This window comes from Intrasporangium sp. Soil_C_50 (genome assembly GCF_057656595.1).
Genome location: NZ_JBDGKB010000003.1, coordinates 179,455 through 204,242, shown reverse-complemented (window position 1 = coordinate 204,242; position 24,788 = coordinate 179,455). Strand labels below are relative to the sequence as shown.

Genomic DNA, 24,788 nt, shown 5'->3' with positions numbered 1-24,788 from the left:
CTCAGGACCGGCGCATGAGACGCGTGTTGGCGTCCTCCATCTGAGCGGCGTTGGTGGCAGCACCGTGCAGCAGCTGGCTCAGCGCCTCGAGGCTCTCGCGCAGTCGCTGAGCGGACAGGTGCCACTCCCGCCAGAGCTCCTGGAAGCCGTTTCCGGCCTGGCCCTGGAACGCCTGGTGGAGGGGCTCGATCCGTGCGCTGAGCGAACCGAGCTCGTTCTGCACGTGCGCGGAGCCGGCCGCCAGGTCACGGCTCGCGCGCTCGAGGGTCTGGGGGTCGTAGGTGAAGCCGGGGCTGCTCATCTCTGTCTCCTTGTTTCGTGGTCGTTCTCGGTGGTTGTCCAACTCGGTGGTCGGTCACCGTCCGGACGGGCGGTGACCGCTAGCCGTGCAGGGGTACCTGCACCAGTTCGTAGGCGCCCCCTGAGCCCAGATAGGCCCGGCCCGGGACACCGCTGAAGGCCTGGGCGCGGCCGATCTGGGCCCCGATGACCTCGCCGCCGTTCAGCGCCGGTGAGAGCAGGAGGCCGGTCGCTCCCGTGCGCAGCCGCCCCTGCCACCCGAGGAACTCGAGCGCCGAGGGCTCCACGGCGAGGCACACGGTGACGTCGGGACGGTTCCAGAGGTCGAGGACGAGACCGTCATGGGGCGAGAGCCGGTGCGCGTCGTCGATGAGCACCAGGCCCCCGTCCGGCACCGCGTCGGCGCTCGCCACGTCCACGACGCCCGGGCCGAGCCGGCCACGGTCGGTGCCGGCGACGTTGGACGCGTAGACGGGCCGCCCCCCGGCCACGGACTGTCGCGCGATGACGGCCAGGGCGTTCGTGCGGCCCGAGCGGGACGGGCCCGCCACGACGAAGGGGGTCGACAGGGACCCGAGGTCGACGCGTCGAGGGGTGAGGTCGTCCCCACCGACAGCGACGAGAACGCCGTCGCTCGGCGACTGCCCGACCTGCTGGCGAGCGAGCGCTTCGGCCAACGTGATGACGTCGGGCATCTCCTCGATCCGCATCGGCTCGAACCGGACGGGCGGCCGCAGCTGCGCGGCGCACGCCTTGAGCGACTCCCCCTGCCCCTCGGCCGTCGTGGGACCGGCCAGGACGCCGATCTGCACCGCATCGCTGGTGCCCGACCTGAAGGCGCGTCCGGGCGGCAGGTCGTGCGGCAGCTGACGGCTGGGGACCCCGAAGGACGCGAGGTCGTCGAGCTGCTCGAAGCGAAGGACGAGCAGGTCGGCCAGCTGCGTGGTGAGCCGACCGCTGGCCATCGACGGGCCCCCCGCGACGACGACCTGGAGCCCGAGCCCCGGCCCCTCCTCGCACAGCCGCACGATGCTGTCCCTGGCGTCCTCCCCGTCGGTCCCCGCGGTCAGGGCGTCCCAGCCGTCCACGAGCAGGACGAGGCGCGGTGGCACGTCGACCCCGGCGCTCCGGGCCTCTTCGAGCGTGCCGTGGCCGGTGCGTCCGAGGAGGCCGGCACGAGCTGTGAGCTCCTCCGCCAGCCGCTCGAGAAGACGCTGGACCACGTGTCTTCGAGCCCTCGTCGCAACGACGCCGCAGTGCGGCAGCCGCGAGAGGACGCGCAGAGTCGGCGCCGGGGTGTAGTCGATGGCGTGCAGGTGGAGCTCGTCGGCGTCGAACTGCCGCACCAGTGCCACCGAGAGGGTCCGCAGGGCCGTGGAACGACCACTGCCGCGGCCCCCGGCGATCCCGAGGTTGCCGCCACCGACCGGGAAGCAGAGCGGTGGCTGGGACTGCTGGCGCGGCCGGTCCTCCAGGCCGAAGGCCACCTCGGAACGCTCCGTCAGCAGGTCGTCGAGGTGGACCAGCTCGGGCAGAGGCGGCAGCCACGGGCGTCGCGGCGGGGTGCCACCGCGCTCGTCGGCCGCCTCGGTGAGCAGGGTGACGAGCTCGACCAGGTCGGTCTGCATCTCGTCGCCCCCCTCCGCGCGCCGGCTGTCGGGGTGCGCCGTGCCGCAGTCGGTCCACGGCAGGACCGTCACGCGGGGCGGGGGGACGTCCTCGCCGCCAGCGAGTCGGGACGGTGCGGTGAGGAGGGCGGACTGCACGACGACGGGAGGCTCGTCACCCATGGCGACGACGGCCCGGCCCCTGGCGCGGTTCGGGAAGGAGCCGGCGACCGGAGTGCGCACGAGGTCGGTGCTCGTGCCGCTGTCGAGGACGCGGAGGCAGATGCGCAGGTTGGCGTTGTCGCGGATCTGGGGAGTGATCACCCCGGCCGGCTGCTGCGTCGCCAGGACGAGGTGCACCCCCAGGGAACGCCCGACCCGAGCGACGTTGACGAGGCCCTCGACGAAGTCCGGCTGCGCCTCCTTGAGCTCGGCGAACTCGTCGACCACGATGACGAGCCGTGCGACGGCCGGTAGGCCTGTCGCCCGCGCTGCCCGGGCCCGTCGGTAGGCGGCGAGGCCCTCGGCGTGACCTGCGGTCTTGAACACGGTCTTGCGGTGGTCGAGCTCGGCCTTGAGCGAGTCGAGCAGCCGGTTGGCGAGGACGCCCCCGATCGACAGGTCGTCCGCGTAGGCAACGACGTGGGGCAGCGAACGGAGCTTGCCGAACGCCCCGCCGCCCTTGAAGTCGATGAGCATGAAGGACAGGTCCTCGGGTGGGGCGTTGACGGCGAGGCCGGCCACCATGGTGCGCAGGAGCTCGCTCTTGCCGGATCCCGACGTGCCTGCGACGAGGGCGTGGGGGCCGTCGGACACCAGGTTGACCGACACGACGTTGCCGTGTTCGTCGACTCCCAGCGGCGCGTCCCCCTCGGTGCCTTCGACCCAGCGCACCATGACCTGTGACCCGCGGCCCTCCCGGAGGTCGACGAGGTCGAGGAAGCGGACCGACGAGGGCAGGGACACCTGGTCGCCGCCTCCGAGGGGCCGCAGCGACGCCATGGCACGGGCGGACTCCTCGCACGCGTCGGCCGCCATCCGGTCGAGGAGGATGCCGGAGGTCGTCGCGCCGCCCTTGAGCTCCAGCGTGGCCCCTGACGTCCCCTCCGCAGCCGCGACGAGCCGGGCGGTCGCCTCGGCAGGCAGCTGCGACACATGGGTGTCGACGGCGATGACCGTGATGCCGACGCCTCCGCCGTTCTGCAGGAGGTTGACGACGCCCGACCGGCTGCGCAGGGCTCCCGCTCCGTCGAGGACGACGACGATCTCGGGCAGAACGAGCTCCTGTCGCTGCGCGAGAGCCTCCGACCGCGCAGCGATGAGGCTCGACAGCTCGTCGAGCCGCGCCCTGAGGGCGGTCGGTGACGTCGTGACCGTGTGCGTCTGCTCCAGCAGCCCGCGGGTGTGGGGCAGCCACCGGAGCCAGGACCACTCGGCGTGGGTCTCGCCGGTGCACAGGTGCACGACATGGAGGTCGGCCGGGCTGCGCGTGGCGACGATCTGGTGCACGAGGGCGCGAGCCGCTCCACGGGTCGCGGCCGGGTCCCCGGCGATCCCGAGCACCCGGTGTCGCCGGAGGTCGACCACCACCGGTGCTGCCGGCACGTCCGGCGGGTCGACACGCTCGGTGCCGATGGTCTGCGCCACGGCGCTCGCGGGGCGGGCCTTCGTCCCGACCCGGACCTGGAGCGCCCCCTCGTCCGCGGGGTCGCGCGACCACAGGTCTGACGTCGGTCCGAGCGCCGCAAGCCGAGCGCGGACCGGGTCCAGGGTCTGGGCCCAGAGCACGTCCCCCTCGGTGTCCGCTGCTGCGACCAGCAGGCGGAGCGCCTCTTCGCGCTGGGCGCGGACCGCCGCACGGCGCTGCTCGAAGCCGCGTCGGGTCCGGTGGTGCACCACGGCCGTCGTCGTCATGAGGACGAGTGGTCCGACGGCGCCGAGAACGGCGAAGAGCGGGTTGCCGGAGGCGAGCGAGGAGACGACCCCTGTTCCGAGCATGGCGCCTGAGCCGACGTACTGCGGCACGGCTGAGCTCGTGTCAGGTGCCTCGAGCTCTGCCGGCAGCGTGATGCGCGCCGGAGTCGCCTCCGACGGGTACACGTGGACGCGGTTGAAGGGGCGCTCGCCGTCGGTGACGGGTGCGCCGAGCGTCGTCGGTGCCGCGGGCGCCAGCAGCTGCATGACCGCTGGTCCCAGGGCGAAGCGCTCCCCGAACCGGACGAGGGCAGAGGCGGACCCGGTGAGCCGGTGCCGGGCCACGACCGTGCCGTTGCTCGACCCCAGGTCGGTGACCCGCAGCCCGTCGTCCACCAGCTCGACGCAGGCGTGCCGGCCGGACACCGAGGGGTCGTCGACGACGAGGTCCCCGGCACGCCCGACGACCCAGGCGCCGGGCGTCAGGGTCAGGACCTGGCCCGCGGCCGCTCCTGAGACGACGGCCAGACAGGCCGACGTCAGGGGCCAGCCACCCCGCGGCACCGGTGTCCCGACGGCGACGACGTCTCCGCTCACGATGGCGCCGCCACCGAGGGGCGCCTCGAGCGAGCGCAGCTCGCCGTTGACGTAGACGGGCTCGCCGGCGCGAACGTACTCCGCCAGTGCCTCTGCCCACGACGACGAGGGGTGGCCGGCGACGACGAGATCGCGGCGGACACCGGTGCGGGCGAACAGGGTGAACTCGGCCCTCATGATCGCTCGGCCTCGAGGATGGTCACCGGGCTACTCGCTGCTCGGCGTGGGCACGGGCACCTCGCTCGGGACGCCGAAGAGCTGGGCGTCGCCGTAGACCGCCGACCAGCGGGTGTCCGTGCACTCGGAGAGGCCGGTGGCACGCAGCTGCAGGCGCAGGACCCCGGTGACGTCGACCGTGACGGGCCGGGTCTTGCCCAGGACGGCGTCGAAGGTGAACAGCGGCCGGCCGTCGCCGAGCACCTCGAACCGGACCTTGGAGTTGCTCGCACTCGTGTCGTCGACGCCCGCAGTGGCCTTGAACTGCCGGTAGTGGCGCCCGAGGTCGTACTGGGCACTCATCGAGTCCTCGCCCGAGAAGCAGCTGGGCTCACCGAAGTGGACGGCGTGAACGAAGTCCTTGCCGTTCATGGTGGACGTCGCGGCCTCGATCGAGCCCTCGACCGGCTGGAGGTCCGCGAGGAAGGTGCCCACCGACTTGCGGCTCACCGTCAGGAGGACCTTGTGGTCATCCGGGAGCGGCCCGCCGGCTGCCGGGCTCTGGCTGACGACGAGGTTGTCGGCCTTCGTGTCGTCGAGGACCTCCTTGACCTCCACGGCGAGGCCCGCCTGCTGCATGTCGGTGGTCACCGGGTCCAGCTCGCGGCCCACACCGGCAGGCACGGTCGGTGTGGGAGTGTCGGAGGTCGGCGCCGACGACGTCGTCGAGGCGGAGGGCTCGACGGGCGCGGACGGCTGCCCCGCGTCGGTCGGGACCGAGGGTTGGTCCCGACCCAGGCCGGCCGCAGCGGGGGCGACGGCGCCTGCATCGTCGCGGTTCACGAGCAGGTAGGTGGCGCCACCACCCAGGGCCAGAACCCCGACGAGTCCGGCGACGAGCAGGGGCGTGGCCACGCGACGTCGGCGAGCAGGCGTGTCGGGAACGATCGTCGGCGCCGCGGCGGCGCCCACCACGGTGGCGTGGACCGGGACGGCCGCCGCAGGTGGCTCCGTCAGCGCCGTCAGCGCGTCCCGTCCGGCTTCGTCGGGCGCCACGGCGGCCAGGTGTTCGCGCACCTCCTCGGCGGTGGCCGGCCGGTCCGACGGGTTCTTGGCGAGCAAGCCGGCGACCACCCCCCACAGCGCGTCGCTGATCCCGGTCGGTCGGCCGGGTGGTTGGTCAACGTGCCGACGCATGACCGCCAGCGGGCTCCCTCCGGCGAACGGCGTGATGCCGCAGAGCAGCTCGTAGAGGACGATGCCGACGGCGTACAGGTCGCTGGCCGGGGTGGGGGCCTGCCCGTCGGCCACCTCCGGCGAGATGTAGTCCGGCGTGCCGATGACAGCGGTGCTGTGTGCGGCTGGGCCCTGCTCGATGATCCGGGCGACCCCGAAGTCGGTGATCCGGGGCTCGAGGTCGGGTCCGGGAGCCAGCAGGACGTTCTCCGGCTTGAGGTCGCGGTGCACGATCCCCGCCGAGTGGATCGCGCCCACGCCGGCGAGGATCCGGTCGGTCACGGCGATGGCGGCAGCACTGGGCAGGGGACCCCGGGCGGTCATGGACTGACGCAGGTCCGGCCCGTCGACGAGGTCCATGACGATGGCGATCCGTGAACCCTCCGCCACGAGGTCCCGCACGGCAACGACGTTGTCGTGGCGCACGCGCGTCAGCAGCTCGGCCTCCTGGAGGAAGCGGCTCACGAAGGCGGGATCCCTGGTCAGCTCCGGCCGGAGGACCTTGATCGCCACCGGCTCTCCGGCTCGGGTGGTCCCGCGCCACACCTGGCCCATGGCTCCGGCACCGATGCTGCTGCCGAGGAGGTAGCCGCTACCGACCGGCTGGCCCTCGGCGATGTCGGAGGTGTCTGGACTCACGTTGTGCTCCCCGCGTTCGTCGCGGTGCCGATGCAACCGCGAGGTGAGGGGCGCTGGCCGGCCCCGATCGCTGACCCCAACGTAGAAAGTGCGGTACCTGCGCGTCTGTCCCCTTTTCGGGTGACGTCGTCCAGGCTGCGCACCCGGCGGTTGCCGACCAGCGGCGGTGGCGGCCGCGGGGACGCGCCGATTTCGCCGGGGGTGGGCCCGCCCGGTACTCTTGCCGGGTTCGCCGTGCGCCCGGTGGCCTGTGGAGAAGCCCGACCCCTGTCGGACCGATCTGGTTGGCTGTCACCCGTGGCTCACGGCGGGACGTTTGCAACCCTCCTGTCACGGGAGAGACCCGTGACCGCCGAGACCAGAGGAGGTGGGTAGAAGCATGCGTCAGTACGAACTCATGGTCATCCTCGACCCCGAGACCGAGGAGCGCACCGTCGGCACGACGATGGACCGCTTCCTGACCGTCGTGAAGAACGGTGGCGGCACCGTCGACAACGTCGACATCTGGGGCCGTCGTCGCCTCGCCTACGACATCAAGAAGAAGTCCGAGGGCATCTACACCGTCGTCAACTTCACCGCCGAGCCGGCCGTGGCCCAGGAGCTCGATCGTCAGCTGAACCTCAGCGAGTCGATCATGCGCACCAAGCTGCTCCGCCCCGGCGCCTGATCACGCACCTGATCAGCACCTGATCGACCGCCGATCTCCACCCCGAGCGTTCGCTCCGATCACCCAGCGAAGGACTGATCCATGGCAGGCGACACCGTCATCACCATCATCGGCAACCTGACCGCCGACCCCGAGCTGCGTTTCACGCCGTCCGGTGCAGCGGTCGCGAACTTCACGGTGGCCTCGACGCCCCGGATGTTCGACCGCCAGAGCAACGAGTGGAAGGACGGCGAGACGCTGTTCATGCGCTGCTCGGTCTGGCGCGACGCGGCGGAGAACGTCGCCGAGTCGCTCCAGCGCGGCATGCGTGTCATCGCCTCCGGTCGCCTCAAGTCCCGGTCCTACGAGACCAAGGAGGGCGAGAAGCGCACCGTGGTCGAGATGGATGTCGACGAGATCGGTCCCTCGCTGCGCTCGGCCACCGCGAAGGTCAACAAGACCCAGCGTGGCGGCGGCGGTGGCGGTTTCGGCGGCGGCCAGCAGGGCGGCGGCTGGAGCGGCCAGGGTGGCGGCCAGGGCGAGGACCCCTGGGCGACCGGTGGCGGCCAGGCGGCCCAGCAGGGTGGCGGCAGCCAGGGTGGCGGCTGGAGCGGCCAGGGTGGCGCCCAGGGCGGCCAGGGTGGCGCCCAGGGCGGCGGCACCCAGGGTGGTGGCTGGGGGCAGGCTCCCAGCTACGACGAGCCCCCGTTCTGATCCACCCGTCCTGATCAGGCGCTGATCGTGACGCCGGCACCGACCGGCAACCGCCGCCTCGCGCGGCACCTCTGGATCATCTAGATCATCAGACCCATCCCGGGGCGCAGAACCCCGGGCTCTCATCACGAAGGAGAGCACCACGATGGCAAAGCCCGTTGTGCGCAAGCCCAAGAAGAAGGCCAACCCGCTCAAGGCGGCGAAGGTCGAGAACATCGACTACAAGGACACCGCGCTGCTGCGCAAGTTCATCTCCGACCGCGGCAAGATCCGCGCGCGTCGCGTGACCGGTGTGTCCGTCCAGGAGCAGCGTCTCATCGCCACGGCCGTCAAGAACGCCCGTGAGATGGCTCTGCTGCCCTACTCGAGCTCGGCTCGCTGAGCCCGGCCTCGAGAACCAGGAGAACTGATATGAAGCTCATCCTCACGCACGAGGTCTCCGGCCTCGGTACTGCTGGTGACGTCGTCGAGGTCAAGGACGGCTACGGCCGCAACTTCCTGCTCCCGCGTGGTCTCGCGACCCCGTGGACCAAGGGCGGGCAGAAGCAGGTCGACGCCCTGACGAAGGGCCGCGAGGTCCGCTCGATCAAGGACCTCGACACCGCCAAGGGCATCAAGGGCCAGCTCGAGGCCACGGCCGTCAAGGTCGAGGCCCGCGCCGGCCAGTCGGGTCGCCTCTTCGGCGCCGTCAGCAACGGTGACATCGCCGACGCGGTCAAGTCCGCCGGCGGTCCCGAGCTCGACAAGCGCAAGATCGAGGTCAAGCAGGCCATCAAGACGACGGGCTCGTACGAGGCCACCGTCCGCCTGCACCCCGAGGTCCTCGCGACCCTGAAGTTCGACGTCGTCTCCGCCTGAGCGACGCCTGCACGGCCGAAGGGGCCGGGACCTGCACCATGCGGGTCCCGGCCCCTTCGTCATACGTGCCGGATACGTGCCGGATACGTGCCGGGGACTGGCTGGTCAGCCCCGTCGGACCGCGGCGACCTGCGCCGAGAACCCGTTCCACGGGGTGTTGCCGGCGCCGTCGGTCACCGCGACGTGCCCGTTGACCCACGCGCGACCGGCGCGGAGCGACCCGGCCGGGGCCGTGAGCGTCCATCGGCGGGTTACCCCGTCGCACGTGAGCCCCACCTGGCCGGAGGCGACGACGCCGGTGCTGTCGGCGAGCTCGAGGCCCAGGGTCCCGGGGCCGGTCGGCGTGAGCGGGTCCGGCACGATGCACGAGTACGTGCCGGCGAGCGTCACGGCGCCCGAGGCGAGCCGCGCCTGGCGGTCGACGGTCACGGTGCTGAAGTCGGGTGCGCCGCCGGCCTGGGCCGGGGCGACGGCGAGCGTCGTCGCGGCCAAGGCGCCGACGGCTGCGAGAGCGGCGGCGGAGAGGGTGCGCGTGATGGTCATGGTGGAGCCCCTGTCGGTACGAGGAGCCCGGTGGTCGGGCTCTGCTCATGAGGACCATCGGGAGCGGCGGCAGGTTGTCAGCGGAGTCCGGGATTCTCGGCGATGGCCAGGGACCCCGCGTCGGGTGCGGAACGCGTCAGGTGGAGTCGCGCACGACGAGACGGGTGTCGAGGACCCGGACGCGCTCGACCTGCTCGCCGCCGAGCAGGCGCAGGAGTGTGTCGGCCATGACGACGCCCATGTCCTGGGCCGGCTGGGCCACCGTGGTCAGGCCGACCCTGCCGCGCGTCGCGTAGGGGCTGTCGTCGAAGCCGAGCACGGCGACGTCGCCAGGCACCGAGAGCCCGCGCTCCTCGAGGGCCAGCAGCACGCCGCTGGCCATGAGGTCGCTCGCGACGAAGATCGCATCGAGGTCGGGGTGCTCCTCGACGAGGGTCAGGGCCGCACGGATGCCACCCGCCTCGGTGAAGTCACCACGCGCGAGCCGGTGGTCCGACAGGCCGGCCGCTGCGAGGGCGTCGCGCCAGCCGAGCTCGCGGTCGACGGAGGCGGGCATGTCGGCCGGACCGGTGATCGTCGCGATCGCCCGGCGTCCGCGCGCGACGAGGTGCTCGACGCCGTGCCGTGCGCCGGCCCGGTTGTCGACGTCGACGTAGTAGTCCCCGGGGTTGGCGATGTCGCCGAGCGGGCGACCACCGAAGACGACCGGCAGCGAGCGGCCGAGGGAGGCCAGGAAGTGGTCGCCCGAGTGGTGCGACACGACGAGCGCGCCGTCGACGTTGCCGCCGAGCAGGTAGCGACGCGTCTTCTCCGACGGTGAGCTGGGGTGGGTCAGCTGCAGGTTGAGGACGTAGTCGCTCTCGTCGAGGCGGTCGCTGATGCCCTGCACGACGTCGGCGAAGTACGGGTCGCCGAAGAAGCGGTGCGCGTCCTCGGGCACGACGAGCGCGATCGACATCGTCGCGCGCGCCACGAGCGAGCGGGCCGCCCGGTTCGGCACGTAGTTGAGCTCGGCGATGGCCCGCTCGACGACCGCGAGGACGTCCGGGCTGACCCGCGGCGAGCCGTTGATGACGCGCGAGACAGTCGCCCGGGACACGCCGGCGACGCGCGCGACCGCCTCGAGCGTCGGGCGCCCGGATGCGGCGTCCGCGTCGACGATCGGCGGCGTGGCCGGCGTGCCCTGGGTCATGCCTCGTGCTCTCCTGCTCGTGCGTCGGTCCCGACGGCGTCGGCATCGGTGGACGGGTGGCCGGTCGGCAGCACCCGGGTCGCGATGATCCGGGCGAGGTCGAGGGCGCTCGCCTTCGGCGTCCGCACCTGGGTGTCGTAGTCGACCCGGACGATACCGAAGCGCTTGGCGTAGCCCCACGCCCACTCGAAGTTGTCGAGCAGCGACCAGTAGAAGTAGCCGCGCACCGGCACTCCGGCCTCCGCGGCGTCGAGCACCGCGCCGAGGTGGGCGCGCACGTACGCGACGCGGTCCGTGTCGTCGACGAAGCCGTCGGGGTCGGGCACGTCGTCGAAGGCAGCGCCGTTCTCGGTGACGTGCAGCGGCACGCCGGCCGGGCCCGTGTAGTCGTGGTGGAGCCGTTGCAGCAGGCGCGTCAGGCCCTCGGGCTGGATCTCCCAGTCCATGGCGGTCACGGGCAGGCCGCGTGGGTGGCGGAACGAGGAGTCTGCGGCGGGGAAGGGCGAGCGGGTGGTGCGCCCCCCGTTGACGTTGTCGTCGAGGGCGACCGCCGGCCGCCAGTGCGCGATGGCCTCGCCGTTGTAGTAGTTGACGCCGAGCACGTCGACCGGGGTGGAGATGATCTCCAGGTCACCGTCCACGACGTGGTCGGTCAGTCCCAGCCCGCGGACGTCCTCGAGCAGGTCGGCCGGGTAGGCGCCACGGAAGACGGGATCGAGGAAGATGCGGTTCATCTGGGCGTCGACGCGTCGGGCGGCGTCGACGTCGCGCGCGTCGGCGGGGTCGAGCGGGTCGGCGACCGTGAAGTTCAGCGTCAGTCCGAGCTCGAGCGACGCGTCACGCGAGCGCAGCTCCTGCACGACGCGTCCGTGCCCGAGGAGCAGGTGGTGGGCGGCGGCGAGGCCGTCGGCGACCGACGTGCGGCCAGGTGCGTGCATGCCCGCGGTGTAGCCGAGGAAGGCCGCGCACCACGGCTCGTTGAGCGTCGTCCACGTCCGCACGCGGTCGCCGAGGCGGTCGTGCACGACGCCGGCGTACTCGACGAACCGGTCGGTCGTGTCGCGCACCGTCCAGCCGCCGCGGTCCTCGAGGGCCTGGGGGAGGTCCCAGTGGTAGAGCGTCAGCCACGGCGCGATGCCGGCGCCGAGCAGCTCGTCGACGAGCCGCTCGTAGAAGTCGAGCCCCGACGCGTTGACGGTGCGCCCGTCGGGCACGATCCGCGACCACGACGTCGAGAAGCGGTAGGACTGCAGCCCCAGACGTCGCATCAGGGCGACGTCCTCGCCGAACCGGCGGTAGTGCTCGCACGCGACGTCGCCGGTGTCGCCGTCGACGACCGCGCCGGGCGTGTGCGAGAAGGTGTCCCAGATCGAGTCGAGCCGGCCGTCCTCGTGGCGGGCGCCCTCGATCTGGTAGGCGGCCGTGGCGGCGCCGATGACGAAGCCGGCCGGAAGCGGGCGACCTTGGGGCACCACGAGATCGGTGGCGGTGGGGTGGTCTGGGTAGGACCTGGACGCGGGCTCGGATGCGATGCCCGGCGTGGTCGTGGTGGTGGGGACGTTCATCCCTTGACTGCTCCTTGCATGATGCCGGACACGAGCTGCTTGCCGGCGAAGACGAACAGGACGATGAGGGGGAGGGCCATGAGCACGACGCCGGCCAGCACGAGCGAGTAGTCGACGAAGTAGGCGGCCTGCAGCTGCTGGAGCGCGACCGGCAGGGTCGGGTTGCCCGGGTCGAGGATGATGAAGGGCCAGAAGAAGTTCGTCCACGTGGCGATGAAGGTGAAGAGGCCCAGCATCGCGGCGCCCGGCCGCGCGGCGGGCAGCGCGACGGACCAGAAGGTCCGCAGCGTCGACGCGCCGTCGACGCGGGCTGCCTCGATGAGCTCGTCGGGCAGCGCCTCCTGCAGGTACTGGGTCATCCAGAAGACGCCGAAGGCGCTGACCGCGCTCGGCAGGATGACGGCCCAGAGGCTGCCGATCCAGCCGAGCGTGCTCATGACGATGAAGAGGGGCACGATCCCGAGCTGGGTCGGCACGGCCATCGTCGCGATGACGAAGACGAGCAGGCCGTTGCGCCCCCGGAAGCGCAGCTTGGCGAACGCGAAGCCGGCCAGGGCCGAGAAGAGCACGACGAGCGCGGCCACCGTCGTGCTGACGAGGATGCTGTTGCCGAGGGCCTTCCAGAACGGGATCGTCGTGACGACGGTGCTCGCGTTCTGCAGGAAGTGGCCGCCCGGCACGAGGGAGTAGGGGTCCTGCACGATCGCCGCGGAGTCCTTGCTGCCGATGACGAACGACCACCAGAGCGGGAACGCCGAGCCGAGCAGCACGACGAGGAGGAAGGCGTAGGCCACGGGGCTGGCCTGGGTGCGCCGGACCAGGCGGGAGCCGCGGCCGGTGCGCCGGGGGAGGGCCGGAGTGTTCGTCGCGGTGTTCGTCGCGGTGTTCGTCGCGGTGGTCATCGCTGTCCCTTCGAGGCGATCCGTCGGGTGACGAGGAAGTTGAGCAGCGCGAAGAGGACGACGACGAGGAAGAGCATCCAGGCCACGGCGGCGGCCCGGCCGAAGTTCTTCTGCGTCCAGCCGAGCTGGTAGAGGTAGAGCGTCAGCGTCTGCCACTGTCGGTCGGCGCCGCCGAGGCCGTACTGGTCGTACATCCGCGGCTCGTCGAAGATCTGCAGGCCGCCGATCGTCGAGGTGATGACGACGAAGATGATCGTCGCGCGCAGCTGCGGCACGGTGATCGAGAAGAAGGTGCGGACACGTCCGGCGCCGTCGATCATCGCGGCCTCGTAGTAGTCGCGCGGGATGGCCTGCATCGCGGCCAGGAAGATCAGGGCGTTGTAGCCGGTCCAGCGGAAGTTGACCATCGTCGCGATGGCCAGGTGGCTCGGCAGCACCTCCTTGTGCCACTGGACGGGGTCGATGCCGACGAGGCCGAGCAGGTGGTTGACGAGGCCGAACTTGTCACCGAACAGGTCGCTGAAGATGAGCGCGACGGCCACGGGTGCCACGACGTAGGGCAGCAGCACGCCCATCCGCCAGAAGGTGCGGGCCCGCAGGCCGCTGTCGAGGGCCGCGGCGATGAGCAGAGCGGCGATGACCTGGGGCACGCTGGAGAGCAGGAAGATGCTGACGGTGTTCTTCAGCGCGTTCCAGAAGTAGGGCTGGGCCAGCACGTCGGCGTAGTTCTTGAGACCGACGAAGTCGCCCTGCCCACCGATGAGGCTCCACTTGTGGAGCGAGACGTACGCCGTGTAGAGCAGCGGGAAGAGGCCGACGACGCCGAAGAGGATGAAGAACGGGCTGACGTAGGCGTACGGCGAGGCCTTCTCGTCGACCTTCGTCAGCCCCCGGCGCCACCCGGCCCGCGGGGAGATGGGGGATCGGAGGGCGGGTCCGGCTGCCTCGGCGGCGGGTGCGCGCGTCGCCCCGTCGGTTGCCTGTGAGGTTGCCTGGGAGGGGGACTGGGAGGGGGACTGGGAGGGGGACTGGATGCTCATGCGGTGGTCCGCTCGTCGGGGTGGGCGGCCCGGTGCCGGCGGTGGTACCGGGCCGCCCACGGCTCAGCGTGGGGCGGTCAGCCGAGGGCCTTGACGTCGGCCACCCACTTGTCCCACGACTCCTGCGGCGCGGTGCCCTGCTCGACGCGGGTCAGGGCCTGCTGCATGGCGTCGTTGATGGCGAAGTAGTGCGTGCCCTTGTACGGCGAGACCGTCACGGCCTTGGCGCGCTCGGCGAAGATCTGCCCGGTGGGGGCGTTGTTGAACGAGGCGACCTTGAACGCGAGGAGCTCGGGGTTGGTGAGCGCGGCCTGCTGGCTCGGGAAGGCGCCGACCTTCTTGAAGGCCTTGACCTGCTGCTCCGGCGCGGTCAGCCAGTCGGCGAGCTCCTGGGCCTCCTTGGGGTGGGCGCTCTGCTTGGGCACGACGAGGTAGCTACCGCCCCAGTTGCCGCCGCCCCCGGGGAAGGTGTTGGCGACGTCCCAGCCCTTGACGCCCTTGGCGTTGCCCTCGATGACACCGACCATCCAGCCGGGGCAGAGCATCGTGGCGAACCCGTCCTTCTGGAACGAGGCGGTCCAGTCGTCGCCCCACTGCTGGAGCTTGGCGGAGAGCCCGTCGGTGATGCCGGCCTGGACCACCTGGTCGTAGAGCTTCTTGACGTCCGCGTTCGTCGTGGCCGTGATGGTGTCGTCGGCCGGGTTCTCGTAGGCGGCCTGGACCTGGTTGACCATGCCCTGGTAGGTGGCGCCGATGCTGTCGAAGAACGGGACCTTGGACTTGGCGGCGAACTGCTTGCCGGCGGCGAAGTAGCTGTCCCAGGTGGTGCCGAAGAGCTTGGCGACGGACTCGCGGTCGCTCGGCAGACCCGCCTTCTTGAAGAGGTCGCTGCGGTAGCAGATGGCCTCCGGGCCCGAGTCGGTGCCGTAGCCGATGAGGTGGCCGTCGGCGTCGGTGGCGGCCTTGGCCTTCCAGTCGAGCCAGCGACCGTCGGTGTCGGCGCTCTTGAGGTCGGTGAACTTGTCGGAGTACTGGAGCATCTCGGGCAGCCAGTCGACCTCGACCGCCTCGACGTCGGCCATGCCGCTGCCGGCGGAGAGGCGGGTGAAGAAGGTGTCGCGGGCCTCGTTGGAGGTGGCGGCCTTCTTGTGGGTGACCGTGATGTTCGGGTGGGTCTTCTCGAACTCGGGGATGAGGTCCTCGTAGCCGAACTGGTTGAAGGTCGCGAGGGTGAGGGTGACCTTGCCGCCGGCGCCGCCGGCCTGGGTCGAGGGGCCGTTGTCGGCGCTGCTCGAGCTGCACGCCGAGAGCGCGAGCAGTCCGACGGTGAGGGTGGCGAGCGCGACGTTCCGGGGACGCGTCAGGCGGGTGCCGGTACGAGTGGTGCGGGCTGTCATCGGAGAGCTCCTTCGGTCTCTGCCCAGTGTGGGTGTGGGAGCGCTCTCCCTGCGTGAAGCCGGGCCGTGAGAGCGCTCTCACGGGAGAGAATGACGGGACGCCGCGGCATCGGTCAAGACCCGTGACCATTCCGTGACCACGGCGGGCCGGTGCCCGTCGGGCGCCGCTCGGCCCCCGCGTCCGGGTGCTCTGCCGCCGCGAGCCGTCTAGCGTTGACCCATGGGACCGTCGCACGAGGCCCGGGGCGAGGGCGCCCACCGCGCGAGTCACGACCTCGTGGCCATCGGTCGCGTCGGCGTCGACCTCTACCCGCTCCAGCACGGGGTGACGCTCGACGAGGTGCGCAGCTTCGAGAAGTTCCTCGGTGGCAGCGCGGCCAACGTCGCCGTCGCGGCGGCCCGGCACGGACGTCGCTGCGCGCTCGTCAGCGCCACTGCAGACGACGCGTTCGGTCGCTACGTGCACCGCGAGCTGCTGCAGCTCGGCGTCGACGACGCGTACGTGCAGACCGTCGTCGGCGGACCGCCGACCCCGGTGACCTTCTGCGAGGTGTTCCCGCCGGACCACTTCCCGATCTGGTTCTACCGCTACCCCATCGCGCCTGACCTCCTCATCACCACGGATTCGATTCCGCTGCAGGCGATCCGGGACGCCGAGGTGTACTGGGCCACCGTCACCGGGCTGAGCCAGGAGCCGAGCCGTGAGGCGCACTTCGCGGCCTGGCGAGAGCGGGGCCGGCGGCCGCTGACGATCCTCGACCTCGACCACCGGCCGACGCTGTGGCCCCGGCCCGACGAGGCGCCCGGGCTCGTGCGGCAGGCCCTCGAGCACGTCACCGTCGCCGTCGGGAACCTCGACGAGTGCGAGGTCGCGACCGGCGAGCGCGACCCGGAGCGGGCTGCGGCCGCGCTGCTCGACGCGGGGCTCGAGATGGCGGTCGTCAAGCTCGGCCCGGGCGGGGTGCTCGCCAGGACGCCGGAGGCGACGGTGCGCGTTGCGCCCTTCCCGGTGCAGGTGGTCAACGGACTCGGAGCGGGCGACGCGTTCGGCGGGGCGCTCGTGCACGGGCTGCTGGCCGGATGGGACCTCGAGCGGGTCGTGCACTTCGCGAGCGTCGCGGGGGCCATCGTCGCCGGGCGGCTGGAGTCCTCGACGGCGATGCCGACGACGGCCGAGGTCAGCGCGCTGCTGTCCGACGTCGCCGTGGCGGAGTGGGCCGGCTGACGCGTCGCTGGGCCTCCGGGCGGGCGGGTCGTGCGGGCCCGCCGTGCGGGTCGTGCGTGCGTGCGTGACGTCGGGCGCGGGCAAAGAAAAACCCGCCCCCGCTGGTCACGTCGCCGAACTCGACCAGCGGGGGCGGGTGCCCTTGACGCGGTGATCCGACAGGGGGAGGAGATCACCGAGTCGCACAGGAGCAACTCACGAGAACGACTATGACTCGCGCACCTTAAAGAACCCTGAAAAGGGCGTAGCAGTTGGCTAGGACTGTCGGGCTGCCTCACGGGTGGACCCGGCAGCGGGCGGTCAGCGGGCGCCGACGACCATCCAGTCGTCGCGTCGGGCCCGCCACCACAGCCCGGCGCCCCGGATCACCATGAAGGCGGTGAACGCGAGCCAGAGCACGACCACGTCGCGCACCGGCGAGCCGCTCGAGCCCCATGCGCGGACCGTGAGGATCACGGGCAGGTACGCGACGAAGGTGAGGACCATCCCCCAGGCCAGCCACCGCCCGTCACCGGCTCCGATGAGCACGCCGTCGAGGACGAACACGTAGCCGGCCACCGCCTGCCCCAGCCCGACCACGACGAGCGCCGCCCCGAGGGCCTCGCGCACGGCGGGGTCGTTCGTGAAGAGGCTGGGCAGCACGCCGTGCAGCGCGGCGACGACGAGCCCGACCACGAGACCGCCCCAGACGCCCCAGCGCACCATCGTGGCCATCGTGACCCGCACGCCCTCGCGGTCGCCGGCGCCGAGAGCGCGCCCGGTGATCGCCTGGGCGGCGATGGCGAGCGCGTCGAGGGCGAAGGCGAGGAAGGACCAGACCGTCATCGCCACCTGGTGGGCGGCGAGCGGCACGTCGCCCAGGGACGCCGCCACCCATGTCGTGACGAGGAGCGTCGCACGCAGCGCGAGCGTGCGCACGAGGAGCGGGACGCCGGTGCGCGCGGCGCCGAGGACGCGTCCGGGGTGGGGGCGCAGCCGCGCGTGGCGCGCGTGTGCCTTGACGAGCAGGACCGCGACGAGGCCGGCCGCCATGCCGGTCTGGGCGATGACCGTGCCCCAGGCGGATCCGGCTATGCCCCAGTGCAGCCCGTAGACGAAGACGATGTTGAGGGCGATGTTCGCGCCGAAGCCCACGGCCGACGCGACGAGCGGGGTGGTGGTGTCCTGCAGGCCGCGCAGCACGCCTGTGACGGCGAGGATGACGAGCATCGCCGGCAGGCCGAGCGCCGAGACGCGCAGGTAGGTGGTGGCCTGCTCGAGGGCCTCGGGCGAGGCGCCGAACGCCGCACAGATCGGACGGGCGGCCACGGCGGTGACGATCGCGGTGACGGCGCCGAGGCCGAGTGCGAGCCACAGCCCGTCTATGCCGGCCCCGATCGCGGCGCGGTCGTCGCCGGCGCCGAGGTGGCGGGCCACGACGCTGGTCGTACCGTAGGCGAGGAAGACGAAGATGCCGGCGGCGGTGACGAGCGCGCCACTGGCGACCCCGAGCCCGGCGAGCTGTGCCGTGCCCAGGTGGCCGACGATGGCGGAGTCGGCGAGCAGGAAGAGCGGTTCGGCGATGAGGGCGAGGAAGGCCGGGACCGCGAGGCGCAGGATCTCGCGGCGGTGCGCCGTGGGGGCCGCCGTGCTCGTCCCGACCCTCATGACGGCGCCCCCGGCAGCGACCGCACCCGCGCAGCCGCTCCGAGGTGCTTGAGCGCCTCGCGTCGGGACAGCCCGGACAGGGTGGGGTGGTCGGCGACGAAGCCGCGTACCCAGTCGGGGTCGTGGCGCGCGTGGTCGCGCAGCGCCCAGCCGATCGCCTTGCGGATGAAGAAGTCGCGGTCCTCGAGGTTCGGCTCGACGACGTCGGCCAGCAGGTCCTGGTCGAGGCGCGCACCGGCCCCGACCTGGCTGATGATCGAGGCGCGCCTGACCCACAGCGAGTCGCTGCCCGACCAGTCACGCATCCGCAGCCCCTCGACCTGCGGGGCCGCGAGGAGAGTGTCGCGCACGAGGTGGGCGGCGATGTCGTCGACGACGTCCCACCAGGCCCCCTCGCGGATCAGCCTCTCCCACAGAGGCATCGCATCACTGTCGACCCACTGCCGGTAGGCGCGGTGGCGTGCGAGGGCGATGGCGGCATACCACTGCTCGCGGTGCGTCGCCGTGCTCCAGAGCTGTTCGACGGTGGCGGCCCACTGTTCGCGCGAGTGCATCGCCAGGCCGGGGTCGCGCAGCAGCGGCGTGAGGGCCGCCTTGAGCTGGGGCGAGGTGAGGCCGAAGTAGGGCATGGCCGACTTCATGTAGCGCTGCTGGCCGGCGGCGCGCTCGGGGTCGGCGCTCGCGAGGAGGGCGGCCCGGACCTCCGACGCGAGGTCGGGGTGCGGGTCGGTCGTCATGGGGTCAAGGTAGCCGCCGCCCCCGCCGGCGCGTCGGGCTGGTCGCGCTACGGTCGCCGCGCTTTACACATCGTCAACGATTGTCAATCGGCTTTACATCTTCTACGGTCATGTAAACCAACGACGCGGAGGCTCCCATGACGGCAGTAGGAACGGTTCCGACCGGCACGACCGAGCAGTGGCGCGACCCGAAACGACACCTCTGGCTCATCGGGCTCGTCGTCCCGTCGCTCGCCTTCGTCGGGCTCGGGATGCATGCGGCCACCGGGTGGGGCATCTGGTTCTGGATCGGCCCGATCGTCATCCTCGGGATCGTCCCGCTCGTCGACCTCGTCGCCGGCCTCGACCGCAGCAACCCGCCCGACGAGCTCATCGAGGCCCTCGAGAACGACCGGTACTACCGCTGGATCACCTACTGGTTCCTACCGATCCAGTACGTCGGCCTCGTCGCAGCCCTGTGGGTCATCACCCACGCCGGCCTGACGACCCTCGACAAGGTGGGCCTCGCCGTCTCCATCGGCTGCGTCGGCGGCATCGGCATCAACACCGCCCACGAGCTCGGCCACAAGAAGGAGAGCCACGAGCGCTGGCTCGCCAAGGTCGCCCTCGCGCAGAGCTTCTACGGGCACTTCTACATCGAGCACAACCGTGGCCACCACGTGCGCGTCGCAACGCCCGCCGATCCCGCGAGCAGCCGGGTCGGGGAGAGCTTCTACGCCTTCTGGCCGCGCACCGTCGTCGGGTCGCTGCGCAGCGCGTGGCGCCTGGAGAAGCGACGCCTCGCCCGTCGGCGGCTGCACCCGTGGCGGTGGTCCAACGACGTCGTCAGCGCGTGGCTGCTGTCGGCGCTGCTCTGGGGTGCGCTCGTGATGTGGCTCGGCGTCGGCGTCCTGCCCTACCTCCTCGTGCAGGCGCTCGTCGGGCTCTCGCTGCTCGAGGTCGTCAACTACATGGAGCACTACGGGATGTTGCGCCAGGTGGTCGGCCAGCCCGGTCGGCAGCGGTACGAGCGGGTCGACCCCAGCCATTCGTGGAACAGCAACAACATCGCGACCAACGTCCTGCTCTACCACCTCCAGCGGCACAGCGACCACCACGCCAACCCGACGCGTCGCTACCAGACGCTGCGCGACTACGCGGAGTCGCCGGTGCTGCCGACGGGATACGCCGGGATGATCGTCCTCGCGCTCGTACCGCCGCTGTGGCGTCGCGTCATGGACCCCAGGGTGCTCGCGCACTACGGGGGCGACGTGCGCCTCGCCAACGTCCAGCCCTCGCGGCGGGTACGCGTCCTCGCCGCGTACCCGCCGCCCGACGCGCCCGACGCGCCCGACGGGCCCGACGCGTCGCGCGGCCGGGGTGCTGACGCGTCTTCCGCGGTCGATGCCGTGGGTGCCGATGCTTTGATGGCCGGGAGCGGCGCCCGTGCGGGTGGCCGGCACGCCTGCCCCGGCTGCGGCTACGTCTTCGACGAGGCGGACGGCGATGTGCGACAAGGCTTCCCGGCCGGCACCACGTGGGCCGAGGTACCGGACGACTGGTGCTGCCCCGACTGCGGTGTGCGCGAGAAGGTCGACTTCGTCGCGGCCGCATCGACGTGACGGGAGCGGTCGCCGGGCGCGGTCTGCCTACGATGACCCACATGACGACGACGCCCACGCTGCGCGAGCGAATCGTCGAGGAGGCCGCCAAGCTGACGGCCGAGGTGGGCTGGGCCGCCGTGACGATGGGGGCGCTCGCCGCGCGGGTCGGGGTGTCGCGCCAGACGGTGTACAACGAGCTCGGCTCCAAGCCTGCGCTCGGCGAGGCGATGGTGCTGCGCGAGCTCGAGCGGTTCCTCGGCGTCGTCGGCGAGGCGTTCGACGCGCACCCCACCGACCTTGACGCGGCGGTGCGCGCGGCGGTGCGCTCCGTGCTCGACCTCGCCGCCGACAGCCCGCTGCTGCGGGCGCTCGCGACCTTCACGCACGGCGGTGACACCGAGCTGATGCCGCTGCTCACGACGCGTTCGGACGTGCTCGTCGACGCCGCGTCCGACATGGTGCTCGGCCGTCTCGAGGGCTACGAGGTGACGCTCCCGTCGCGTCGGCGCCGGGCCGCGGTCGACGTCGTCGTGCGCGTCGTGCTCAGCCACGTCGTGCGACCGGGAGGCTCACCGGCGCAGGTTGCCGACGACATCGCGTGGGTCGCCGGACGCGTCCTGCGACCCGTGTGACGGAGTGCTCACTCGATCGAGAGGGCGTGCTCACTCGATCGGGACAGAGTGCTCACGCGACGCCCGGGGCGCCCCTCTCCTTGCTCATCGAGTGAGCACTCCGTCCCAGGTGTCACTCCAGCCCACCCGCGTTGCTGTGACGGGTGAGGTTGCGTGCTCACTCGATGGGGAGGGGGAGGGGGAGGGGCGAAGGGGTCGGAGCTAGCGCTTGACGGCGTGGCCGAGGTAGCCGAACGTCCACGGCCGACTGAGCCGCGGCAGGGGCGCGTAGGCCCGGTCGACGTCGACGAGCTCGAGACCGGACTCCGCAATGATGCGGTCGATGGGGCGGGTCAGGTGGCAGCCGTCGAAGGCTCGCTTCTGGATCGGCTCGAGGCGGCGCTGCCACCGCCGGACCCCCTCGTCGGGGGCGATGCCGTGCTCGAGGAAGTGCAGCGCGCCGCCGGGCCGGAGCACCCGACGCACCTCGCGGAGCGCGGCCGCGACGTCGGGGATGGTGCAGAGCGTGAAGGTCGACAGGACGGCGTCGGCGCTGTCGCCCGGCAGGTCGAGGCGCTGGCCGTCGAGGCCGCCGCGCTCGATCGGGACCGTGCTGCCCGCGCGGCGCTTCTCGCCCAGGTGCCAGCCGACGTCCGAGGGCTCGATCGCGACGACGCGGGTGACCTCGGCCGGGTAGAGCCCGACGTTGCCGCCGCTGCCGAACCCGAGCTCGACGACCTCACCCCTGAGGCCGGCGCAGGCTCGTCGACGCAGGGCGATGACGGCCTCGCTCTCGCCGCCCGCCACGAGCCGCGGCGTCACCTGCCTCGCCCAGAAGCCCATGGCCCGAGCGTAGGGCCGGGTCGCGTCCGGTGCAGTGTCTCGACACCGGAGCGACACCGGAGCGACACCGGAGCGACGCCGGAGCGGGGCCGGACTCAGCCGCGGCGCAGCGTGACGACGGGTACCTCGGGTGGGGCGAGCACCCGGACCGGCGGTCCCCACGCCCCGGCGCCGCGGCTCGTCAGGACCGGCACGTCGCCGACGGTCGCGAGCCCGTCGAGGACCGGCTGCTGGAGCGGCACGAGGTAGCGAAACGGCCACACCTGGCCGCCGTGCGTGTGCCCCGCCAGCTGGAGGTCGACGCCGCGGCCCTGCACGTTCTCGGCGGCCTTGGGCTGGTGGGCGACGAAGACCGTGAACCCCGACGGGTCGACGCCCTCGAGCGCACGGGCTGCGTCGCTGGCGTCGGTGCCCCGCCCGGTGAGGTCGTGGACCCCGACCAGCGTCAGGCTCGCCCCACCCCGCTCGATGCCGACGTGCTCGTTGCGCAGGACGCGGATGCCGAGGGTCTCCCAGTGGCTCAGCCACGCGTCGGCCTCCTGGGAGATGAACTCGTGGTTGCCGCTCACCGCGTAGACCCCGAGCGGGGCGCGGAGGTCGGCGAGTGGGGCCAGCACGTCGCCGACCTGGGAGACGCGGCCGTCGACGAGGTCGCCGCCGAGGACGACGACGTCGGGCCGCTGGGCGTTGACGAGGTCGACGACGCGTCGGGTGAACGACGCCTCACGGATCGGTCCGGCGTGCAGGTCGGTGACGAGCGCGACACGCAGCCCGTCCAGGCCCGGCGACAGGTCGGGGTCCGTGACGGTCACCGCGGTCACCGACGGCTGCGACGCCTCGGCCAGCCCGTAGCCCGTCGCGCCGAGTGCCGCGACGACGACGAGAGGGGTGCCGACCCGCAGGAGCGGGCGGCGCAGGTCGGGGCGCCGTACGAGTCGCGCTGCGAGACAGGCGATCCCGATGACGGCAAGACCGAGCAGCAGGTACCAGGCGACGACGAGCCACGTCATCCCCGCCCACGCGACCCACCGACCGCGCCGGGGGTCGAGGGCGCCGGACTGCATGGCGAACGCGGTGAGGGTGAGCAGCCAGGTGAGGCCGAGGAGGAGGGCGGAGGCGAGGCGGACGCCGCGGGGCCAGCCGGGGGCGACGGCGAGACGGCGGTGCAGGGCGAGGGTGAGCAGCGCGAGGAGCGCCGCGAGGACGGCGACGAAGATCGACACGGGAGGGCAGGCGGGGGCCGCGGGTCGGCGAACGGGCGCTGGAGCCGGTGCGGGTGGCGGGCCGGTCAGGCGGGCGTTCCGAAGCGGACGGCGTTGCGCTCGCGCGCCTTCTGCCGCTCGACCTCGCGGTCCTTGGGTGGTGCGCTCGTGGTCAGGTGGTCGAGCAGGTGCTGGGTGGCGTGGGCGATCGCTTCGACGGCCTCGTCGAAGGCGTGCTGGTTGGCCTGGCTCGGCTTGGTGCTGCCGCTGACCTTGCGGACGTACTGGAGGGCGGCGGCGCGCACCTCGTCCGACGTCGCGGCGGGCTCGAAGTTGTGGAGCTGTCGGATGTTGCGGCACATGCCCCGAGCGTATGTCGGCCCACCGACGCATCGCGGCCGGCGGATGGCGTCGAAGAGACGGCCGGGAAGTTTCTGCGCCGGAACGCTTGCGCGATTGGAAGTTAGTAAACTTTACTAACCTCTGTGACCACCGCCCTCTCCCGCGCCCGACGGCTCTCGCCGCGCACCGCCGTGCTCCCCGCCCACGGCCGCCGGCACAACCTGTCGCTCGTGCTCCAGCTGCTCTACTCCGTGGGCGCCATGAGCCGCGCCGACCTCGCGCGCCGCCTCGGGATGAGCAAGGTGACCGTCTCCGACCTCGTCGCCGAGCTCATCGACACCGGTCACGCCGTCGAGCTCGGCCCCTCCGACGAGGTGCGCCCCGGCAAGCCGGCCACCCTCGTCGACGTCAACCGCACCGGCCTTCAGGCCATCGGGCTCGACCTCGCCGCCCACGAGGTCCTCCGCGGCGCGGTCCTCGACCTCGACGGCAACATCCTCGTGCGCGCCGAGCGGCCGATCGCCGACGCGACCGGCCAGACGGTCGTCGACACCGTCCTCGACCTCGTCCACGAGCTCGTCGCCGCGGCCACCGCGCCGCTGCTCGGCATCGGCGTCGGCACCCCCGGCATCGTCGGCCCCGGCGGTGTCGTCGACACCGCGCCCAACCTCGGCTGGACCGACGTGCCGCTGCGCGACGTCGTCGCCGAGGCCACCGACCTGCCCGTCTTCGTCGTCAACGACGCCGACGCCGCGGTCCACGCCGACTACACGCTCGGGGACGGCGGCGACGACCTCGTCCTCGTCAAGATCGGCCGCGGTGTCGGTGGCGGGCTCATCGTCGGTGGCCAGCGCGTCCGCGGCGCCCACTTCGCCGCCGGCGAGATCGGGCACGTCACCGTCGGCACCGACGGCGGTGCCCGCTGCCGCTGCGGCAAGGTCGGCTGCCTCGAGACGTGGCTGTCGGCCCCCAACCTCGAGAAGGCGCTCGACGCGTCGGGCGGCGACGCGCCGCTGCGCGAGGCCGGCGAGCGGCTCGGCATCGCGCTCGCCCCCGTCGTGGCCGCCCTCGACCTGTCGGAGGTCGTCCTCTCCGGGCCGGAGCACCTGCTCGGGGGCGTCCTGCGCGACGCCCTCGAGGAGACGCTCCGCGCCCGCCTGCTCGCCCGGCCCGAGGCACACCTGGCCGTACGCCTCGCCGACCGGTCCGACGACATCGTCCTGCGCGGCGCCGCCGTGCTCGTCCTGTGGGACCAGCTCGGCGTCGCCTAGGCGCCCGCCCCACCACCAGCA

Annotated in this window: 22 protein-coding genes; 8 read left to right on the top strand and 14 right to left on the bottom strand. The window is 72.3% G+C overall.

The genetic code is table 11. The annotated features are described in order from the left end of the window. Position 1 precedes the first annotated feature (1 nt). From AC3A5R_RS10580 to AC3A5R_RS10570, 3 genes are all read right to left on the bottom strand, one after another. Complete coding sequence (locus AC3A5R_RS10580; protein ID WP_487620727.1) at positions 2-301, bottom strand: WXG100 family type VII secretion target; 300 nt, start codon at positions 299-301, stop codon at positions 2-4. A 79-nt stretch (positions 302-380) separates the two neighbouring features. After that, positions 381-4,595: a type VII secretion EssC family protein gene (locus AC3A5R_RS10575; protein WP_487620726.1), complete on the bottom strand. Its 4,215-nt coding sequence runs from the start codon at positions 4,593-4,595 to the stop codon at positions 381-383. A 30-nt stretch (positions 4,596-4,625) separates the two neighbouring features. Then, positions 4,626-6,449: a protein kinase domain-containing protein gene (locus tag AC3A5R_RS10570; protein ID WP_487620725.1), complete on the bottom strand. Its 1,824-nt coding sequence runs from the start codon at positions 6,447-6,449 to the stop codon at positions 4,626-4,628. A gap of 379 nt (positions 6,450-6,828) precedes the next feature. On the opposite strand from AC3A5R_RS10570, the gene rpsF reads away from it, so the two are divergent. From rpsF to rplI, 4 genes are all read left to right on the top strand, one after another. Next, on the top strand, positions 6,829-7,116 hold the full coding sequence (gene rpsF / locus AC3A5R_RS10565; RefSeq protein WP_323095592.1) for a 30S ribosomal protein S6: 288 nt from the start codon (positions 6,829-6,831) through the stop codon (positions 7,114-7,116). Between the two features lie 81 nt (positions 7,117-7,197). Further along, the gene (locus AC3A5R_RS10560; RefSeq protein WP_487620724.1) at positions 7,198-7,809 is read left to right on the top strand and encodes a single-stranded DNA-binding protein; all 612 of its coding nucleotides are present in this window, start codon (positions 7,198-7,200) and stop codon (positions 7,807-7,809) included. Positions 7,810-7,954: 145 nt separating this feature from the next. After that, a complete protein-coding gene (gene rpsR / locus AC3A5R_RS10555; RefSeq protein ID WP_013494395.1) occupies positions 7,955-8,191 on the top strand; it encodes a 30S ribosomal protein S18 in 237 nt (78 codons plus the stop codon). 29 nt (positions 8,192-8,220) lie between these two features. Beyond that, positions 8,221-8,667, top strand: coding sequence for a 50S ribosomal protein L9 (gene rplI / locus AC3A5R_RS10550; protein ID WP_487620723.1), 447 nt, complete (start codon positions 8,221-8,223; stop codon positions 8,665-8,667). A gap of 105 nt (positions 8,668-8,772) precedes the next feature. On the opposite strand, the gene AC3A5R_RS10545 is transcribed toward rplI, so the two are convergent. From AC3A5R_RS10545 to AC3A5R_RS10520, 6 genes are all read right to left on the bottom strand, one after another. Continuing rightward, the gene (locus tag AC3A5R_RS10545; RefSeq protein WP_487620722.1) at positions 8,773-9,210 is read right to left on the bottom strand and encodes a DUF6299 family protein; all 438 of its coding nucleotides are present in this window, start codon (positions 9,208-9,210) and stop codon (positions 8,773-8,775) included. A 136-nt stretch (positions 9,211-9,346) separates the two neighbouring features. Then, positions 9,347-10,402 (bottom strand): LacI family DNA-binding transcriptional regulator, encoded by a 1,056-nt coding sequence (locus AC3A5R_RS10540; protein WP_487620721.1) that lies wholly within the window; start codon positions 10,400-10,402, stop codon positions 9,347-9,349. Then, positions 10,399-11,967 (bottom strand): GH1 family beta-glucosidase, encoded by a 1,569-nt coding sequence (locus AC3A5R_RS10535; RefSeq protein ID WP_487620720.1) that lies wholly within the window; start codon positions 11,965-11,967, stop codon positions 10,399-10,401. Before AC3A5R_RS10535 ends, AC3A5R_RS10540 begins: the two co-directional genes overlap by 4 nt. After that, entirely contained in the window at positions 11,964-12,869 is a 906-nt protein-coding gene (locus tag AC3A5R_RS10530; RefSeq protein ID WP_487620719.1) for a carbohydrate ABC transporter permease, read from the bottom strand. Before AC3A5R_RS10530 ends, AC3A5R_RS10535 begins: the two co-directional genes overlap by 4 nt. Then, complete coding sequence (locus AC3A5R_RS10525) at positions 12,866-13,909, bottom strand: carbohydrate ABC transporter permease (RefSeq protein ID WP_487620718.1); 1,044 nt, start codon at positions 13,907-13,909, stop codon at positions 12,866-12,868. The genes AC3A5R_RS10530 and AC3A5R_RS10525 overlap by 4 nt, the downstream gene beginning before the upstream one ends. Positions 13,910-13,986: 77 nt before the next feature. After that, positions 13,987-15,306 (bottom strand): ABC transporter substrate-binding protein, encoded by a 1,320-nt coding sequence (locus AC3A5R_RS10520; RefSeq protein WP_487620717.1) that lies wholly within the window; start codon positions 15,304-15,306, stop codon positions 13,987-13,989. 220 nt (positions 15,307-15,526) lie between these two features. On the opposite strand from AC3A5R_RS10520, the gene iolC reads away from it, so the two are divergent. After that, positions 15,527-16,531, top strand: a complete 1,005-nt coding sequence (iolC, locus tag AC3A5R_RS10515; protein WP_487620716.1) for a 5-dehydro-2-deoxygluconokinase — start codon at positions 15,527-15,529, stop codon at positions 16,529-16,531. Positions 16,532-16,831: 300 nt separating this feature from the next. Here the strand turns inward: iolC and AC3A5R_RS10510 are convergent, their stop codons facing one another. Together AC3A5R_RS10510 and AC3A5R_RS10505 are read right to left on the bottom strand one after the other, a co-directional pair. After that, on the bottom strand, positions 16,832-18,178 hold the full coding sequence (locus AC3A5R_RS10510) for an MATE family efflux transporter (protein WP_487620715.1): 1,347 nt from the start codon (positions 18,176-18,178) through the stop codon (positions 16,832-16,834). After that, positions 18,175-18,915: a DNA alkylation repair protein gene (locus AC3A5R_RS10505; RefSeq protein WP_487620714.1), complete on the bottom strand. Its 741-nt coding sequence runs from the start codon at positions 18,913-18,915 to the stop codon at positions 18,175-18,177. The genes AC3A5R_RS10510 and AC3A5R_RS10505 overlap by 4 nt, the downstream gene beginning before the upstream one ends. A 137-nt stretch (positions 18,916-19,052) precedes the next feature. Here AC3A5R_RS10505 and AC3A5R_RS10500 point away from each other — a divergent pair, with 137 nt between their 5' ends. Continuing rightward, on the top strand, positions 19,053-20,516 hold the full coding sequence (locus AC3A5R_RS10500; RefSeq protein WP_487620713.1) for a fatty acid desaturase: 1,464 nt from the start codon (positions 19,053-19,055) through the stop codon (positions 20,514-20,516). 41 nt (positions 20,517-20,557) lie between these two features. Then, the gene (locus AC3A5R_RS10495; protein WP_487620712.1) at positions 20,558-21,130 is read left to right on the top strand and encodes a TetR/AcrR family transcriptional regulator; all 573 of its coding nucleotides are present in this window, start codon (positions 20,558-20,560) and stop codon (positions 21,128-21,130) included. A gap of 201 nt (positions 21,131-21,331) precedes the next feature. Here the strand turns inward: AC3A5R_RS10495 and AC3A5R_RS10490 are convergent, their stop codons facing one another. The 3 genes from AC3A5R_RS10490 to AC3A5R_RS10480 form a co-directional block, all read right to left on the bottom strand. Further along, positions 21,332-21,952, bottom strand: a complete 621-nt coding sequence (locus tag AC3A5R_RS10490; protein WP_487620711.1) for a class I SAM-dependent methyltransferase — start codon at positions 21,950-21,952, stop codon at positions 21,332-21,334. 95 nt (positions 21,953-22,047) lie between these two features. Then, a complete protein-coding gene (locus tag AC3A5R_RS10485; protein WP_487620710.1) occupies positions 22,048-23,175 on the bottom strand; it encodes a metallophosphoesterase in 1,128 nt (375 codons plus the stop codon). Between the two features lie 65 nt (positions 23,176-23,240). Beyond that, positions 23,241-23,516, bottom strand: coding sequence for a DUF2277 domain-containing protein (locus AC3A5R_RS10480; protein WP_487620709.1), 276 nt, complete (start codon positions 23,514-23,516; stop codon positions 23,241-23,243). Positions 23,517-23,639: 123 nt separating this feature from the next. Between AC3A5R_RS10480 and AC3A5R_RS10475 the strand changes: the two genes are divergently transcribed. Then, positions 23,640-24,767, top strand: coding sequence for an ROK family transcriptional regulator (locus AC3A5R_RS10475; protein WP_487620708.1), 1,128 nt, complete (start codon positions 23,640-23,642; stop codon positions 24,765-24,767). Positions 24,768-24,788: the final 21 nt, after the last annotated feature.